Below are 16,147 nucleotides of genomic sequence, written 5' to 3'. Positions count from 1 at the left end.
CCTCGCGGGCGGGTGATCCTTTTACTTTTCTTGAGTTACCTGCGTTACCAAGAGTTTCAATCCACACCCGCCCTCGCGGGCGGGTGATCCGTCATCTGTCTTTGCCGTGCTGACCACGGCGTACTGTTTCAATCCACACCCGCCCTCGCGGGCGGGTGATCCGATAGCATCACGTTTACTGGTGTAAACGCCGAACGTTTCAATCCACCCCCGCCCTCGCGGGCGGGTGATCCTACTGGCCCCCGGTCAAATGGTCGGTGGAAAGTATGTTTCAATCCACCCCCGCCCTCGCGGGCGGGTGATCCTACTGGCCCCCGGTCAAATGGTCGGTGGAAAGTATGTTTCAATCCACCCCCGCCCTCGCGGGCGGGTGATCCTACTGGCCCCCGGTCAAATGGTCGGTGGAAAGTATGTTTCAATCCACCCCCGCCCTCGCGGGCGGGTGATCCTACTGGCCCCCGGTCAAATGGTCGGTGGAAAGTATGTTTCAATCCACCCCCGCCCTCGCGGGCGGGTGATCCTACTGGCACCCGGTCAAATGGTCGGTGTAAAGTATGTTTCAATCCACGCCCGCCCTCGCGGGCGGGTGCTCCTACTGGCACCCGGTCAAAAGGTCGGTGTAGAGTATGTTTCAATCCACGCCCGCCCTCGCGGGCGGGTGCTCCTACTGGCACCCGGTCAAAAGGTCGGTGTAGAGTATGTTTCAATCCACGCCCGCCCTCGCGGGCGGGTGCTCCTACTGGCACCCGGTCAAAAGGTCGGTGTAGAGTATGTTTCAATCCACGCCCGCCCTCGCGGGCGGGTGAGCCCGCGCAGGTTGCGGGCAAAGTCCTTTCCCGACGCGTTTCAATCCACACCCGCGCTCGCGGGCGGGTGATCCCGCGCAGGTTGCGGGCAAAGTCCTTGCCCGACTCGTTTCAATCCACACCCGCCCTCGCGGGCGGGTGATCCTGGTCGCGGAGAACGCGAGGCTGCGGGAGGCGCTGTTTCAATCCACACCCGCCCTCGCGGGCGGGTGATCCAAGGTGGCTACCAGTGTGGCGAACCGCTCGTCACGTTTCAATCCACACCCGCCCTCGCGGGCGGGTGATCCCAGGTGGCTACCAGTGTGGCGAATCGCTCGTCACGTTTCAATCCACGCCCGCCCTCGCGGGCGGGTGATCCCAGGTGGCTACCAGTGTGGCGAATCGCTCGTCACGTTTCAATCCACGCCCGCCCTCGCGGGCGGGTGATCCCAGGTGGCTACCAGTGTGGCGAATCGCTCGTCACGTTTCAATCCACGCCCGCCCTCGCGGGCGGGTGATCCCAGGTGGCTACCAGTGTGGCGAATCGCTCGTCACGTTTCAATCCACGCCCGCCCTCGCGGGCGGGTGATCCGTGAAAGGCGCGTGCAACAGATCGCCCGAGAGCTAGTTTCAATCCACACCCGCCCTCGCGGGCGGGTGATCCTCGATTGAAGGCCCACCAGACCTATTCGCAAACGTTTCAATCCACACCCGCCCTCGCGGGCGGGTGATCCATGAGAATCTTGTCGGTCATTTGGTTTCTCCTTTGTTTCAATCCACACCCGCCCTCGCGGGCGGGTGATCCTCCGCCACCTCAAAGCGTTGCATCACCTGCAAAAATAAGCGGTTTTGCGCGAACCTTCGCTCTTCATGCAAAAAGCGAGGACGGCAACTCAACACAACAGCAAACAAGTGATTGAAAATCAATGGGTTGCAGAGTTCGCGAACCTCACCGGCAATTGCCAGTTACTCGACGTTCGCGCTATTGCAATAGTAACCTGGACGGCGTAAAAATCGGGGGCTTACAGAACCAGCGGGCCTTCAAAATCGGTTGCCTTGAAGTGCCCATACTCTTTAACCTCGGCCCCTTTGGAACCAGGCATTCGATACAGCCTCAAACAATCCTGAGTCTGATCCATTTCTTCCAACAAACGCCGTTCCAAGCTCTCCAGACCTGCCAGATCGACCTGGCACTCAAACACAGACTTCTGCACACGCTGGCCCGTGCTTTCACACACCTTGGCGACAAGGCGCAACCGTCTACGCCCCTCTTTAGTTTCTGTATTGACGTCGTAGCAAACAATCACCAGCATCGCTCACCCCTCAGTACTCCAGTCACCTAACCAAGAAGGGCAAATAGCCCGCCGGAACACCATCAGACTCAATCTCCTTACGCACACTGCGAGCCATCAATCGGGCCTGTACTATGGGCACCAATCCAAGAGGCATGCTCTGCGAAAACAACGGGTGCTGCAACATCTCTTGTTTCCGTTCTTGATATGCCACCACCACTGCCTTGCGCCCGTCTGGCGACAACGAAACTCCCCCACCTTCGCGTACCGAAAAATCTGTGGGTCGAATCTGCCCACGATTGACCAGCGTCAACGCCAATCTGTCCGCCAAAGGACGGAACTCTTCCATCAAGTCCAAAGCCAATGCGGCACGCCCAGGGCGAAGCGCGTGCAAGTAGCCCACCTGCGGATCAAGCCCCACCGCTTCCAAGGCGCTGCGGCAGTCATTCATCCACATAGCGTAAAGAAACGACAAGAGCGCATTGAAACGATCACGGGGTGGCCGACGACTGCGACCATCCATCGCAAAGTGCTCACGCAACTCGGGCCTCACCAAATGAGGAAGACGACCAAAATACTGACGCGCAGCCTCTCCCTCCAAACCACGCAACTCATCCAGGTCAGACGCTTGAGGCAAGGCTCTCAATGTGGCCGCCAAATCCTGTGCCCCTCTGGTCAGCACAGCCGCGTCATCCGGCGCCTTCGCTTCGCGCGCACCACGTAGCAGTACATGTCTTGAATTGCGGACCTTCCCAGCCACGCAAGAGCGCGCCATCTCCAGACAAAACGTCAAATCTTGCGACTGGTTATGCTGTGCTCGCCGCAACAGCACATTCCCAGACATAGCCCCTTCCAGCCTGGCCTTGAAACGCCCGTTGTCGTCCATCAGGACCAACGCAACACACTCATCGGCAAGGCGATGCATCAAAGGCACAGACACCCCTACCCTCCCAAAACACACCACTGCTTGCAAGTGATGCAGGGGCACCCGCAATCGCGTCTCATCAGCCACAAGCACCCGGAGAGTGTCGTTGTCCAACCGCAAATAACTCTCTTGCGTGTTCACATACAGGGTGTTGAGCAACTGCATGGAAGTCAATCCTCCACGTCAAACAGGTGCACGCGCAGTTCGTTCATGCCACCAGGCCCAGTCAGTTCAGGCATGCAACGCTCACGCAACGAACAACCCTTGCACCGCTGTGCGGCCAACACCCCTCCCAAAGGCGCTGGCAACCGCTGATCACGCAGCATCTGCTTTACCTGCCCAACAACAGCCTGCACCGCTTGCCGCAACTCCGGGTTGATGCTCACCACACGGCGACGTTTTGAGCTGGCGTAATAAACGGCGCCTTCAGTAACCGGACACCCGAACATCGCTTCCAGACACAACGCCTGTGCGGCCAACTGCAAATCATCACAAGCGGCGATGTCTGCAGCCTTGTGGCGGCTGCCGTGTTTGTATTCCACGGGATAAGGCTGCCCTGCTTTGTCGAACTCCACCACATCGGCCTTGCCGATCAGCCCCAATTCGTCTTGCCACAACGGCAGTGCGTACTCAACCCGCACCCACTTGGCAGTTTCCACGCCCGGCTGGTCCACCCGCTGGTGAACCAACTGCCCGCGCAAGGTGTGCACGTTGTCGTCAAAGGCCTGTTCCAAGTGGATCAGACCGCACTGCCGTGGGCAGTACGCCCAGTGCTGCAGGGCTGACAGGGGGATGGGGTCTTCTTCGCTCACACCTTACGGAGCAAAGTGACCCCAGCGGGCATATCCGACTCATCCACTTCAACCCCATAGTCCGAGAAGCTGCGTGGCACATCCGCCGTCTTCTTGACTTTGATGCGTTCGAACAGTTTATGGGCATGCGCATTGCCCAGCTCGCTGTCGTGCTTGAACACGTAGAGCCCGCGAGTCGACATTTCGCCGCGGGCTGCAGATCGGTCGTGCTCAAACATGTTTCCCAGTGCTTGCCACAGTATCTCCAGGTCGTCCTCGCCGAATCCGGTTTGCTTGGCCAGGAACGACGACACAAAGCCGTGCGCGACGTACAGGCCATACGGCACGGTGTGCTTGCGGCCCATGGTGCGGTTGTCACCTTGCTGCTTCTCGGCCTCCGCTTCGGTGGCCACGGCCATGCGCGTGATGGAATGCTCCAGCGCCACGATGGGGTCGATAGAGCGGGCAAAGGTCAGTTGCACAGGGCCCCGAACCTGCCCGGCATTGGTACCTGTGGACATCACCGCGCCAAACGTGCGAACGTCGAAGAAGTTCTGGCACATCCACTTGCGGGCCAGGTCCACATCGCTGGCGCTTCCTTTGCGCTTCTCCTTGCCGCCCTTCTTGGCCTTCTTGTCTTCACCCTCAGCGGCTTCTGCAACCTCATCCGCTGGCGCATCCAGCTTGAGCGCCGAGTAGGCGCGCTGGTGTTGAAGGTTCAGGATGGCTTTCTCCCGGACGTAAATCTCGAAACGCTTCTCCCCGGCTTCCGGTGCCTTTTCAGTCTGATCTTGGGTCAGCGCGACAAAGTTGCGCACCTTGCGCTTGAGCGCCACATCGGTCATCAGGCCGTGGCCAGTCTCTGCATCCAGGCGCGGCAGATTGCCGGCATCCGGGTCACCATTGGGGTTGCCGTCCTTCACGTCGAACAGCAACACGAAGTCGTAGCGATTGGTCAAGTTCATTTCAGTTCCCTCCTGGGGTGGTTTCAGTGAGTGGTTTCGGTCTGCGCAGTGCTTTCGGCTTCTGCCGATTCACGCTTCGTGAAAAAGTCTTGTCGCTGGTGGTAGTAGCCGATGGCGAAACGCCCTTGATCCGGCAGGTTCATGTGCACGGGAAAATCCGAAATGCCGGACATGATTTCCGCCAGCAACTTCTCGAAGTTCACCGCCCGTCCTTTGCTCTGAATCTTGGCAAGATGGTGATTCTTCAAACGCATCAGCGTGGTGAACACCGCCACGGGTGTGCTGGATGCGGCGCCGTAGTAACGCTCTCGAATCGTTGCATTCAGTCCAGGACTGGCTTCTTCCTGGATCTTCTCCAGCGTGGCAAACAGGCGACCCAAGCGGTACGCCGTGGACGGACTCTCGATATCAAGCATGGGTTGAATCTCCCTGGGTTGTGAATCAGACGTGGTGAGGGACCGGTTGAGGTAAGCCTTGATGGCCGCCGCGCGCATGTACGTGACCTGCTGTTCTGCGCGGCAGCGTTGGACGGCAACGTTGAGCCAGGTGGTGGGATACGGAGCGCCTGTGAAGATGCTGCGAATCAGATCCCCACCCAAACTGGGTGGAATGTTGTCGGCCTTGCCTTGCAAGGCCACGGCAGTGAGCAACCGAAACAGGCTTGGGAACTCCGGATCGTTCGGACCACGCACCAGCGAGAGGTCATCGAACCATGCCGCGATGCGCTCTGCGATAATGTGCAGAGGAGCTGCGTGCCAGAACCGCACCGAGATGCGCGCCGCATTCGGAGCCAAGCCCAACACATAGAATGCGTTGTCTCCTCGCGCACCCGTGAAGCCACCACTGTGAACGGAATCAAACAGCGCTTTGACCTGTTGTGTGTGTGCGTCCGGGTTGTCACCTCCGCCGAGCAAGGCTGCCAACTCACCTTCGAGGGGGTCAGCTTTCTGTGCCCAGAAAACAGTAGAGGCATCACCAATCTGCACCCGCTGACTGGAGTCCCGCGCCAGCAAAGCATTCAGAGCAGTGGTGTAGGCAAAAGCCGCCGCCTGACTGACGGGCGCGTTCGCACCCTGGCTCTTGCCGTACGAGTTGAACGCATCCAGATTGAACGAAACGATGTTGGCACCGGATGTCTGGGCTCCCCACACACCTTTGATCGCGGTGTGCAGCCGCTCCACCGGCAAGGTATCGCCCGTGATCAGGCACGTGGCCTTCACACCGTCACCGCCTTCGGTTGCTTCCCCCGCCGATGCATCAGTAACCAAGTGAGGCGCTACGCCCGGTCTTTGACACACCAATGCCGTGTCACCAACCAGCCGGAACGTCAACACAGGGTTTGACGCTGAAATTTCGGCATGGGCAGAAAATCGCGCCACCTGCTCGGCCGGGTTCGCATCCAGGAAGGCCAACACACCAACCAACCCGACATCGCGCTGAGCACGCTCTGGAAGTGTCGAAATGCGGCCTCGAAATGCCTGCTGCATTTCAACGAGACGGGCCAGGTACTCATCGGCGCCGCCCTTGGAACGAGCCGCATCCATCTTCTTTGCGTCAGGAAGCGCAAGCACGTATTCGGCGTTGTCCCACAGCAGGTTGGCTGCTATGCCCGAGGTCTTCTTGACACCCTTGGGCACCAGATAGCTCGTACCGATCTTCTTTTTCCCAGACATCTGGCGCGTGTCGATGATCGCGTGAAGCTGACCACTTTCGTCCACTTCAAGAATGAAACCAATTTCCTTCAGCTCCAGTCCAAACGCAGGCAACCGACGAGCAGGATCCACGTCGGCTTGGCGACGCAGGTAGTAGTCATAGAGGGCTTGCAGGATCATCCCCGTACCTCCACACGACTCAGATCAAGAACACCCCTTTGCACCTGAGCACGGAAGAAACGTGGTTGGGGCGCGGAGCCCGCTGCGAAATCCATGTCGTAGAGCATCCAACCCAGATCGGGCGACCAGTCGTCCAGGGCGCTCGGCTCGTCTGGTCCAACGCGCCAGCCACCCTGACCATCTGCCAACAACTCAACAGCCCGAAATGCGGCAGCAAACTCACGGCACCCCAGATAGGGCTGATTCACGCACTGCCCCGCCGCAGCGCGGCGATTGAACATGGCGATGTACTTGTTAGGGTTGGCGCGTGCATCCTCCCCCACCATCTCCATGTCAGCGTGCAGCCGGTAAGCCACATCGCGCAGGATCAGACTGGCGCGCTGCTGGCGCTCCTCTTCAATGTAGAGCGCCAGTTCACCATGGCCTTCGTTCATGGCGGTAAGCGCATTGCGAGAAGAGGCCACCGCGCCGACTTCATTGCGCCGCACACTGGTCCAGCGCACCGGCTGGAGCACTTCGATCCGAGTGATTCGCCATCGGATGGCGGGCTTCCACAGAATGGCCTCGAACACCGCCCGCGCGGCGGACGGCGTGATCAGATCGTAAGATACCCTCTCCACCTTCATTTCAGGCCTGGTGAAGCAGGCGTAGTCGCCTCGAACCTCCAAACAAAATGGCTTCATTCAAGCTCCCTTCGCGTCAACCGTTTACGAACTGACATAGTCTGCAGGGTCACCCGGCGCTGAGTCCACTTTTGCGCCCATCACCGGGTCGTAAAATCCCTCCCATCCTTCGCGCTGCACATACAACCCCGGGCAGTTCGCCACCTCGACAATGTCGCCCATGTCCACAAGCCGCCTCACCTGGTGCTGGTAGATCGTGACGCCATAGCGTTGCAACTTGCGCATCAGCCAGCGGGCCGGGCCCTCGCGTTCCAGCATGCCGATCAGTACATCCACATCGTCGCGTGCGTTGGGACTGCTGTAGCGAACCAGCACCGTGGCACTGTCTTTCTCGTCAATGAGCTTGAACGCATCGGCTGCAGCCCGAAACTGAACCGGCAGGCTCATCGCCTTCAGGTCAGGCTCCAGCTTGAGCAGATCGCAAATCCGTGCTTTGTCCGTGGACGGTGCATCGTGGTACAGGCGTTTGAAGTACAGGTCAATCAGGGGCAGCGCAAAAGGGTCTGCGGGCAAACCGCGCCACACCGCCTTGCACGTGTCGCGAGCCAAAGCCAGCAAACCCGGCGGGGCCTTCGTCGGAGGAACGAACACATGCACAGCCCCCGGCTCGGGCAACTTGCCTTCGCGGTTGCACCGCCCCGCCGCCTGGGCGATGGAGTCCAACCCAGCCAAAGCTCGATAGACCACCGGGAAATCCAAATCGACACCCGCTTCAACCAACTGGGTGGACACCACATGAATGGGGACTGGTTTTTGCCCTGCGGCCAGTGCTTCCCTGCGCGCCTTCAGCGCGTTCTTGATCTCGGCGATGGTGTCGCTGCGGTGCTGCGCACACATGAGCGCTGACAGGTGCCAACACCGCGCGCCATCGGCGCGCGCCTTGATCAAGCGGAACAGTTCGGCCGCATCGGCGCGTCGGCTGACGATGGTGAGCGCGGCATCGTGATTGACGATTTCGTCTGCGAGCTCTGGCCAACTGCGCGGGGTTTCCATACTTGGGGGCAGGTGCACACGAACCCGCTCCAGCGCGCGGTACAAGGCCGGCACGTCATCAATGATCTCTGTCACCGGGCCGAGGGCACGTCTCAAGCCCCGTTGGGGATCGACGCTGGGCGATGTGTTGAGAGCGGGCTGGGTGGCGGTGCACAGGAGAACGGTCACGCCAAAGTCCTGCACAAGGTAACGCAGCACATCCACCACAGGCTGCAAGAACTCCACCGGAAGCAACTGCGCTTCATCCAGCACGATCACGCTGTTGACCAGACTGTGCAGCTTGCGACACCGTGAGGTCTTTCTCGCGAACAGGCTTTCGAACAACTGCACATTGGTGGTGACGATCAGCGGAGCGTCCCAGTTCTCGCAGGCCAGACGGGAACGAGTAGTTTCGTCTTCTGGGTTGGACTCCGCATTGCTGTGGTGCTCGATCACGGCGTCTTCACCCAACGCCTTGAAGACTTCGCGAAACACGTCAACGGTCTGCTCGATGATGCTGGTGTATGGGATGGCGTAGACGATGCGCTGCTTGCCGTGCTTGATCGCATGTTCCAAAGCGAAAGCGAGGCTCGACAGAGTCTTGCCGCCCCCGGTGGGGACCGTGAGGCTGAAGACCCCAGGCGGCAGACTGGCTTTGGATTGGCATTGCGCGAGCACTTCGGCTCGGATGCGGTTAACCACCGTCTTGGGTTCGCCGAAGGCCGCGAGATGGGCATTCAGCTCATTCCGCAATGGTTGAAGATCGCCTCCGCCTCGGCGCACCTCTGCCTTGCATCCGTCCATATAGGCCTCGGTGTCCAGAAAGTCGGCATCCACCAGCGCAGAAAACACCATCCTGACCCACAAGGCGAAGCGTCCAGGATTCAGTTTTTGGTGTTCATTGCAGATGCCCACGCTGTTGAGGTCGATGCCCGCCAGTGTGGCTTTGAGAATGTCGTCAGCCTGCGGGCGCGCAAGAGTTTCTGACAACTCCCGCTGCGCATCTTCACTCGCCAAGCGTGCTGAAAGACCCAGCCCTTGGCCGCCTTCCCAGTTGTCAAGCCCAGCATGGTGTCCCGCGATCACGTATTGCAACATCCGACCCAGAATTTTTCCTTGTGCACCATGTTGCTGTTCAAGGTGTTGGACAGTCCACAGTGCTCCAGCCGCCGAATGTGTTTTGTCCCGGTCCGAGACACGCTCGATATGCGCATCGACAATGCCCGCTTGGCGGATGTAAACCTGAAAACCAGGCCTGCGCTTGCCCAAGTCATGCCACAGACCAGCAAGTCGAGCCACTGCTTTGATAGGGACGGGAGCGAATTCTGCGGCCAAATTGCCTACAGAGAGAAGGTGATCATTTAGCCAATGCGGATCTTTCCCACTGCCATCTGGTGGCGAGTGAGCCCAGTCTAGACTGGATGCATCCGTGATCATGCGCCTTCTCCCGTGTTCGTTGATTCTTGATTCCGCGTCGTGCTATCTGAGTTCTGTGATTTTGAGCATGCACCAGTCTCAATTCATGAGACACCCCCCCACCGAACCAACCCCTCCCGCATTTTTTTCAGCACCTGCTGTCTCAATGAGTCGGGCGCAAGCACCTCCACCTCGGGTGTGTGGCGCAAAATATCCATGACCAACTCGCGGTCGTCGCTGTAGGGGATCTTCAATACCCAGTGCCCCTGTGCATCCCAGTGGCCTTGTTGTTCTGGGTGCCATTCTTCGGCTGCTACCCAGCGAGCGCGCTCGGGGGTAAACCGCAAGGTGGCCCATTGCACATCCTTGCCGCTGAATATGCCGTACCCTGCGCCAAGGGTCTGATCCAGAATGCTCGAATCGACATCGATAGCTGGCTCATTCAAAACCTGCGGGTGGTAGATGGCATCAAGGCTGAAACTGCGCAGTTCGTTGCGGCGGTGACACCATGCGTCAAGTAGCCAATTGCTGCGGTAATAGACCAAGCGTTGCGGTGAAACTGTCCGCTCAGTCTGTTGCGCGGTGCCCCGCGCCTTGTACTGCATGGTCAGACGGCGACGCTGGCTAAGCGCTAAACCCACTGCCTCAAAGCTCTGGGGCGGCACCCGACGCTGCGCCAAACCGATAACGCGAACACGCCCGGTCAACTCACGTGCGGCTGCCGTATCCAACCCCGACCGATTCAGTATTTGGTTGAGCCGTTGCTCCAACGGCTGCAGATGGCGCTGCATCAGGTCGCCCGGCTGGATTTCTTTCAGCAAATGATCCAACGTCAAAAGCGCCAGTACTTCTGAAGGCTTGAACCAAAGGCCAGCCAGTTCTTGCGGCTCTTCTTCATTGGGACTGGATGAACGCCATTGGTAGCACTGCGCGTCTTTGTCCCAGTGGATCGGGTGGCCCAATCCATCACGCAACCAGGCCAGATCCCGCATGAGCGTGGCACGCGACGTACCCGTTTCATCCTGCAGCTCTGCACGTGTGATGCGACGGCGCGCCCGAAGGATGGAAACGAGAAGATGCAGCCGCTCTGTTTTGCTCAAAAAACCCCCTCCCTTGACCACCAACCTGTGGTCAACAACTGATGCAATCTCGGACCATTATGGGTATGAAGCCGGATGTATTCAATCTCAAACCGCTTCATATGAGGATGTCAAAGCATTGCCGCCGCCTTCTCCGCCACCATGATCGTCGGCGCATTGGTGTTGCCACCGATGAGCGTGGGCATGACAGAGGCGTCCACCACGCGCAGCCCTTGCAACCCATGCACGCGCAGCGCCGGGTCCACCACGGCGGTGTCGTCTTCGCCCATGCGGCAGGTACCCACGGGGTGGTAGATGGTGTCGGCACGGGCGCGGATGAGCCGGTCCCACCCGGCATCGTCGCTGAGCTGCTCGTCGAACAGCGGCTCGTGGCGCCAAGGGGCCAGCGCGGGGGCCAGCAGGATGTCGCGCATCTGCTGGGCACCTCGGCGCAGCAGGGGCAGGTCGCGTTCATCGCTCAGGTAGGCTGGATCGATGAGCGGGGGCGCCAGGGGGTCGGCACTCTGCAGCCCCACGCGGCCGCGTGAATGCGGCCGCAGCACACACACGTGGCAGGAAAAGCCGTAGCCCCAGTGCAGTTTGCGGGCGTGGTCGTCCACGATGGACACGCAGAAATGCAGTTGCAGGTCCGGCCTCGGCTGCTCTGCGCTGGAGCGCAGAAAGGCGCCGCCCTCGGCAATGGGGGTGGTCAGCCGGCCTGTGCCGTCGCGCCGCCACTGGCGCCAGGCTTGCCATTGCTGCCAGGCGGGCCCGAAGCCGATGCCGAACAGGTCGGTCTGCCGGGAGCGGTAGGCCAGAATGAAGTCCAGGTGGTCCTGCAGGTTCTGGCCCACGCCGGGCAACTCGTTCAACACGGGAATGCCGTGGCGTTGCAGCTCAGCCGCTGGCCCCACGCCAGAGAGCATGAGCAACTGGGGCGACTGCAGCGCGCCAGCACACAGCAGCACCTCGCACCGCGCGTGTAGCCTCAGGGTGCGCCTCTGCCGGTGCGCCTCCACGCCCACGGCCCGGCGCCCTTCGAGCAACACCCGGCCAGCCTGGGTGTGGGTGAACACGGTCAGGTTGGGCCGGTCCATCACCGGGTGCAGGTACGCCGCGGCGGCGGAGCAGCGCTGGCCGCGCCGGGCCGCGTCGTGGAACTGCGTGACCTGGTAGAGGAAAGCGCCGTCCTGGGTCGGGCCGTTGTAGTCCGGGTTCGGCGCGATGCCCTGGCTGGCGCAGGCCTGCACGAACGCGACCGAGGCCGGACCGGGGCTGACCTGGTCGGCCACGTGCAAAGGGCCGCCCACGCCCCGCCAGGCATTGGCTCCACGCTGGTTGTGCTCGGCTTTCAGGAAATAAGGCAGCACCTCTTCGTGCGACCAGCCCCGGGCCCCGGCGGCCGCCCAGTCGTCATAGTCGCTGGCATGCCCCCGCACGTAAAGCATGGCGTTGATGGCCGACGAGCCTCCCAGCGCCCTGCCACGCGGCTGATAGCCCTGGCGGCCGTTCAAGCCTGGTTGAGGCGTGGTCTCGAAGGCCCAGTTGTTCACCTTGACCGGGCGGCCCGGCAGCATGGCCACCACCCCAGTGGGCAGGCGCACCAGCAGGCTGCGGCCGTCGCCGCCCGCCTCCAGCAGCGCCACGGTGACGCGAGGGTCTTCGCTGAGCCGTGCGGCCAGCACGCTGCCGGCCGAGCCACCGCCCACGATGAGGTAATCGAATGTGTCGGCGGGGTGGTGGGGTGATGCCATGTAGGGATCTCCTGATTGGCACCCATGCTAGGGCCTTGGGCGGCCATAATCAATCCCGTATCTCCCCGTAGCCACCCTTACCCTCAACAACATGAGCGAGACACCCACCCCCATCGGTCACTTCCTGAACGGCCAGGTGGCCGCCGGCACCAGCGGCCGCGCACAAAACGTGTTCAACCCCGCCACCGGCGCCGTGACCGGTCGCGTCGCCCTGGCCAACCGCTCCGAAGTGGCCGCCGCCGTGGCTGCTGCGCAAGCCGCCTTCCCCGCCTGGGCCGACACCCCACCGCTGCGCCGCGCGCGCATCATGTTCAAGTTCCTGGAACTGCTCAACCAGCACCGCGACGAGCTGGCACGCATGATCACCGCCGAGCATGGCAAGGTGTTCACCGACGCCCAGGGCGAGGTCACGCGCGGCATCGAGATCGTGGAATTCGCCACCGGCATTCCGCAACTGCTCAAGGGCGATTACACCGAGCAGGTCTCCACCGGCATCGACAACTGGACGATGCGCCAGCCGCTGGGCGTGGTGGCCGGCATCACCCCGTTCAACTTCCCGGTGATGGTGCCGATGTGGATGTTCCCACTGGCGATGGCCTGCGGCAACACCTTTGTGCTCAAGCCCAGCCCGATCGACCCCTCGCCCTCGTTGCGCATCGCCGAGCTGCTCCAGCAGGCCGGCCTGCCCGACGGCGTGTTCAACGTGGTGCAGGGCGACAAGGAAGCCGTGGACGCCCTGCTTGACCACCCGGACGTGAAGGCGGTGAGCTTCGTCGGCTCCACGCCCATTGCCAATTACATCTACGAGACGGGTGCGCGCCACGGCAAGCGCGTGCAGGCGCTGGGCGGCGCCAAGAACCACATGGTGGTCATGCCCGATGCCGACGAGAACCAGGTGGTCGATGCACTCATCGGCTCGGCCTATGGCTCAGCGGGCGAGCGCTGCATGGCCATCAGCGTGGCGGTGCTGGTGGGCGACGTGGCCGACCGCATCATGCCCGCGCTGGTGCAGCGCACGCAAACGCTCAAGGTGCTCGATGGCACCAACCTGGCGGCCGAAATGGGGCCCATCGTCACCGAAGCAGCCCGCCAGCGCATCATTGGCTACATCGAGGCCGGGGTGAAGGAAGGCGCGCAGTTGCTGGTGGACGGTCGCCGTTTCGACGGCGCACAAGCCGGCGAAGGATGCAAAAACGGCTTCTGGCTCGGCGGCACGCTGTTCGACCACGTCACGCCCGAGATGAAGATCTACAAGGAAGAAATCTTCGGCCCGGTGCTGTGCTGCGTGCGCGTGCCCGACTTTGCCACGGCGGTGCAGCTCATCAACGACCACGAATTCGGCAACGGCACCAGCTGCTTCACCCGTGACGGCAACGTGGCGCGCGAGTTCGCCCGCCGCATCCAGGCGGGGATGGTGGGCATCAACGTGCCCATTCCCGTGCCCATGGCCTGGCACGGCTTCGGCGGCTGGAAGCGCAGCCTGTTTGGCGACATGCACGCCTACGGCGAAGAAGGTGTACGCTTCTACACCAAGCAAAAAAGCGTGATGCAGCGCTGGCCCGAAAGCATTGCCAAGGGCGCCGAGTTCGTCATGCCCACCTCCAAGTAACCCCGCCGCATGCCCGACAACAGCCCCTACGACCCGAACGAAGGCGACTGGCAGACGCTGGAGAGCTTCTTCAGCCCCACCGAGGCCTATCTGTTGCAAGGCTGCCTGCAGGCCAGCGGCGTCCCGGCCATGGTGACCGACGCCCAGACCGTGCAGACCCACTCCCTGCTGGCCAGCGCCATCCAGGTGCGGGTGCTGGTGCCGGAGCGGCGGCTGGCCCAGGCCGAGGCGGTGCGCGAAGCCTGGCGCCGGGGCGACTTTGCCCTGCCCGACGACGACACCCAATACCAGGAACCCAGATGAGCGACCTGGCCTTTGACTACATCGTCGTGGGGGCGGGCACCGCCGGCTGCCTGCTGGCCAACCGCCTGAGCGCCAACCCGGCGCACCGGGTACTGCTGCTCGAAGCCGGCGGGCCCGACAACTACCACTGGATCCACATTCCGATCGGCTACCTGTACTGCATCGGCAACCCGCGCACCGACTGGCTCTACCAAACCGAACCCAACGCCGGCCTCAACGGCCGGCGCCTGCGCTACCCGCGCGGCAAGACGCTGGGCGGCTGCAGCAGCATCAACGGCATGATCTACATGCGGGGGCAGAGCCGCGATTACGACCAGTGGGCCGAACGCACCGGCGACGACGCCTGGCGCTGGGCCCACTGCCTGCCCGACTTCATGGCCCATGAAGACCACTACCGGCTCGACGCCCAGCAAGCCGGCCTGAGCGACCCGCTGCACGCCACCCTGCACGGCCACGGCAGCCTGAGCAGCACCGGCGAATGGCGCGTGGAAAAACAGCGCCTGCGCTGGGACATCCTCGACGCCTTCTCCGAAGCCGCCCAGCAGGCCGGCATACCCGCGACCGACGATTTCAACCGCGGCAACAACGAAGGGGTGGGCTACTTCGAAGTCAACCAGCGCGCAGGCTGGCGCTGGAATGCTTCCAAGGCGTTTCTGCGGCCGGTGCGCCAGCGGCCCAACCTCACGGTGTGGACCGGCGCCCAGATCAGCCGCCTGACGCTGGAGCGCGGCTACGACGGTGCGCTGCGCTGCACCGGCGCCGAAGTCGTGCATCGCGGCCACACGCTCACCCTGCGAGCCCGCCGTGAGGTGTTGCTCAGCGCCGGGGCCGTGAATTCACCGCAAATCCTCCAGCTCTCGGGCATCGGCCCGGGCGAACTGCTGCAGCGACACGGCATTGACGTGCAGGCCGACCTGCCCGGCGTGGGTGCCAACCTGCAAGACCACCTGCAGATCCGCGCCGTGTTCAAGGTGCAGGGCGTCAAGACGCTCAACACCCTGGCCAGCAGCCTCTGGGGCAAGGCCCTGATCGGACTGGAATACCTGTTGCACCGCAGCGGCCCCATGAGCATGGCCCCGAGTCAGCTGGGCGCCTTCACGCGCAGCTCACCGGCCTACGAATGGCCCAACCTGGAATACCACGTGCAACCGCTCAGCCTGGACGCCTTCGGCGAACCCTTGCACCCCTTCCCGGCCTTCACCGCCAGCGTGTGCAACCTCAACCCCACCAGCCGGGGCACGGTGCAGATCCGCAGCCCCCGCTTCACCGACGCGCCAGTCATCGCCCCCCACTACCTCTCCACCGCCGAGGACCGCCAGGTCGCCGCCGACAGCCTGCGCCTGACCCGGCGCATCGTGGCCCAACCCGCACTCGCCCGCTACCAGCCCGAAGAATACAAACCGGGTACCCAGTACCAGAGCGACGAGGAACTCGCCCGGCTGGCCGGCGACATCGCCACCACCATCTTCCACCCAGTGGGCACCACCGCCATGGGCCGCGACGACGATCCCCTGGCCGTGCTCGACAGCCACTGCCGGGTGCGCGACGGCCGAGGCGGCCGCATCGCCGGCCTGCGCGTGGTGGACGCCGGGGCCATGCCCACCATCACCAGCGGCAACACCAACAGCCCCACGCTGATGATCGCCGAAAAAGTGGCCCGCTGGATCCTGAGCGGCGACACGGCGTCGGCCCAACCGACACGAGGCCCCGGGTAATTCCCTATGCCCCAACTCGGGGCATC

At 62.2% G+C, this 16,147-nt stretch carries 12 protein-coding genes and 1 CRISPR repeat array; of the genes, 3 read left to right on the top strand and 9 right to left on the bottom strand.

The window, feature by feature from the left end; all coding sequences use genetic code 11:
- Nucleotides 1-53 precede the first annotated feature (53 nt).
- Nucleotides 54-1,590: direct repeats of the CRISPR family, unit length 37 nt; unit sequence GTTTCAATCCACACCCGCCCTCGCGGGCGGGTGATCC.
- Nucleotides 1,591-1,807: 217 nt separating this feature from the next.
- The 9 genes from cas2 to HZS63_RS09855 all read right to left on the bottom strand — a co-directional run bounded on the left by cas2 (nucleotide 1,808) and on the right by HZS63_RS09855 (nucleotide 12,494).
- On the bottom strand, nucleotides 1,808-2,098 hold the full coding sequence (cas2, locus tag HZS63_RS09895; RefSeq protein ID WP_180683876.1) for a CRISPR-associated endonuclease Cas2: 291 nt from the start codon (nucleotides 2,096-2,098) through the stop codon (nucleotides 1,808-1,810).
- A 22-nt stretch (nucleotides 2,099-2,120) separates the two neighbouring features.
- On the bottom strand, nucleotides 2,121-3,167 hold the full coding sequence (gene cas1c, locus HZS63_RS09890) for a type I-C CRISPR-associated endonuclease Cas1c (protein ID WP_180683875.1): 1,047 nt from the start codon (nucleotides 3,165-3,167) through the stop codon (nucleotides 2,121-2,123).
- A 5-nt stretch (nucleotides 3,168-3,172) separates the two neighbouring features.
- Nucleotides 3,173-3,814, bottom strand: a complete 642-nt coding sequence (gene cas4, locus HZS63_RS09885) for a CRISPR-associated protein Cas4 (protein WP_180683874.1) — start codon at nucleotides 3,812-3,814, stop codon at nucleotides 3,173-3,175.
- Nucleotides 3,811-4,758 (bottom strand): type I-C CRISPR-associated protein Cas7/Csd2, encoded by a 948-nt coding sequence (cas7c, locus tag HZS63_RS09880; protein WP_180683873.1) that lies wholly within the window; start codon nucleotides 4,756-4,758, stop codon nucleotides 3,811-3,813. The genes cas4 and cas7c overlap by 4 nt, the downstream gene beginning before the upstream one ends.
- 23 nt (nucleotides 4,759-4,781) lie before the next feature.
- Nucleotides 4,782-6,590: a type I-C CRISPR-associated protein Cas8c/Csd1 gene (cas8c, locus tag HZS63_RS09875; protein WP_180683872.1), complete on the bottom strand. Its 1,809-nt coding sequence runs from the start codon at nucleotides 6,588-6,590 to the stop codon at nucleotides 4,782-4,784.
- Nucleotides 6,587-7,273, bottom strand: a complete 687-nt coding sequence (cas5c, locus tag HZS63_RS09870; protein ID WP_180683871.1) for a type I-C CRISPR-associated protein Cas5c — start codon at nucleotides 7,271-7,273, stop codon at nucleotides 6,587-6,589. The genes cas8c and cas5c overlap by 4 nt, the downstream gene beginning before the upstream one ends.
- 24 nt (nucleotides 7,274-7,297) lie before the next feature.
- A complete protein-coding gene (locus HZS63_RS09865; RefSeq protein ID WP_180683870.1) occupies nucleotides 7,298-9,682 on the bottom strand; it encodes a CRISPR-associated endonuclease Cas3'' in 2,385 nt (794 codons plus the stop codon).
- Nucleotides 9,683-9,765: 83 nt separating this feature from the next.
- Nucleotides 9,766-10,761 (bottom strand): helix-turn-helix transcriptional regulator, encoded by a 996-nt coding sequence (locus HZS63_RS09860; RefSeq protein WP_180683869.1) that lies wholly within the window; start codon nucleotides 10,759-10,761, stop codon nucleotides 9,766-9,768.
- Between the two features lie 110 nt (nucleotides 10,762-10,871).
- Nucleotides 10,872-12,494, bottom strand: a complete 1,623-nt coding sequence (locus HZS63_RS09855; protein WP_180683868.1) for a GMC family oxidoreductase — start codon at nucleotides 12,492-12,494, stop codon at nucleotides 10,872-10,874.
- A gap of 91 nt (nucleotides 12,495-12,585) precedes the next feature.
- Between HZS63_RS09855 and HZS63_RS09850 the strand changes: the two genes are divergently transcribed.
- From HZS63_RS09850 to HZS63_RS09840, 3 genes are read left to right on the top strand one after another with little or no spacing between them, the layout of a single operon-like run.
- Nucleotides 12,586-14,103, top strand: a complete 1,518-nt coding sequence (locus HZS63_RS09850) for a CoA-acylating methylmalonate-semialdehyde dehydrogenase (RefSeq protein WP_180683867.1) — start codon at nucleotides 12,586-12,588, stop codon at nucleotides 14,101-14,103.
- A gap of 9 nt (nucleotides 14,104-14,112) precedes the next feature.
- On the top strand, nucleotides 14,113-14,406 hold the full coding sequence (locus tag HZS63_RS09845; RefSeq protein WP_180683866.1) for a putative signal transducing protein: 294 nt from the start codon (nucleotides 14,113-14,115) through the stop codon (nucleotides 14,404-14,406).
- The gene (locus HZS63_RS09840) at nucleotides 14,403-16,121 is read left to right on the top strand and encodes a GMC family oxidoreductase (protein ID WP_180683865.1); all 1,719 of its coding nucleotides are present in this window, start codon (nucleotides 14,403-14,405) and stop codon (nucleotides 16,119-16,121) included. Before HZS63_RS09845 ends, HZS63_RS09840 begins: the two co-directional genes overlap by 4 nt.
- Nucleotides 16,122-16,147 lie beyond the last annotated feature (26 nt).

Source organism: Tepidicella baoligensis, assembly GCF_013432195.1.
GTDB lineage: Bacteria > Pseudomonadota > Gammaproteobacteria > Burkholderiales > Burkholderiaceae_C > Tepidicella > Tepidicella baoligensis.
This window is presented reverse-complemented; position numbering and strand designations above follow the sequence as displayed.

Coding starts and splice junctions, on each gene's coding strand:
- HZS63_RS09840 (WP_180683865.1), top strand. CDS start 14,403: ATGAGCGACCTGGCCTTTGACTACATCGTCGTGGGGGCGGGCACCGCC.
- HZS63_RS09855 (WP_180683868.1), bottom strand. CDS start 12,494: ATGGCATCACCCCACCACCCCGCCGACACATTCGATTACCTCATCGTG.
- cas1c (WP_180683875.1), bottom strand. CDS start 3,167: ATGCAGTTGCTCAACACCCTGTATGTGAACACGCAAGAGAGTTATTTG.
- cas7c (WP_180683873.1), bottom strand. CDS start 4,758: ATGAACTTGACCAATCGCTACGACTTCGTGTTGCTGTTCGACGTGAAG.
- cas8c (WP_180683872.1), bottom strand. CDS start 6,590: ATGATCCTGCAAGCCCTCTATGACTACTACCTGCGTCGCCAAGCCGAC.
- HZS63_RS09850 (WP_180683867.1), top strand. CDS start 12,586: ATGAGCGAGACACCCACCCCCATCGGTCACTTCCTGAACGGCCAGGTG.
- cas5c (WP_180683871.1), bottom strand. CDS start 7,273: ATGAAGCCATTTTGTTTGGAGGTTCGAGGCGACTACGCCTGCTTCACC.
- HZS63_RS09865 (WP_180683870.1), bottom strand. CDS start 9,682: ATGATCACGGATGCATCCAGTCTAGACTGGGCTCACTCGCCACCAGAT.
- cas2 (WP_180683876.1), bottom strand. CDS start 2,098: ATGCTGGTGATTGTTTGCTACGACGTCAATACAGAAACTAAAGAGGGG.
- HZS63_RS09845 (WP_180683866.1), top strand. CDS start 14,113: ATGCCCGACAACAGCCCCTACGACCCGAACGAAGGCGACTGGCAGACG.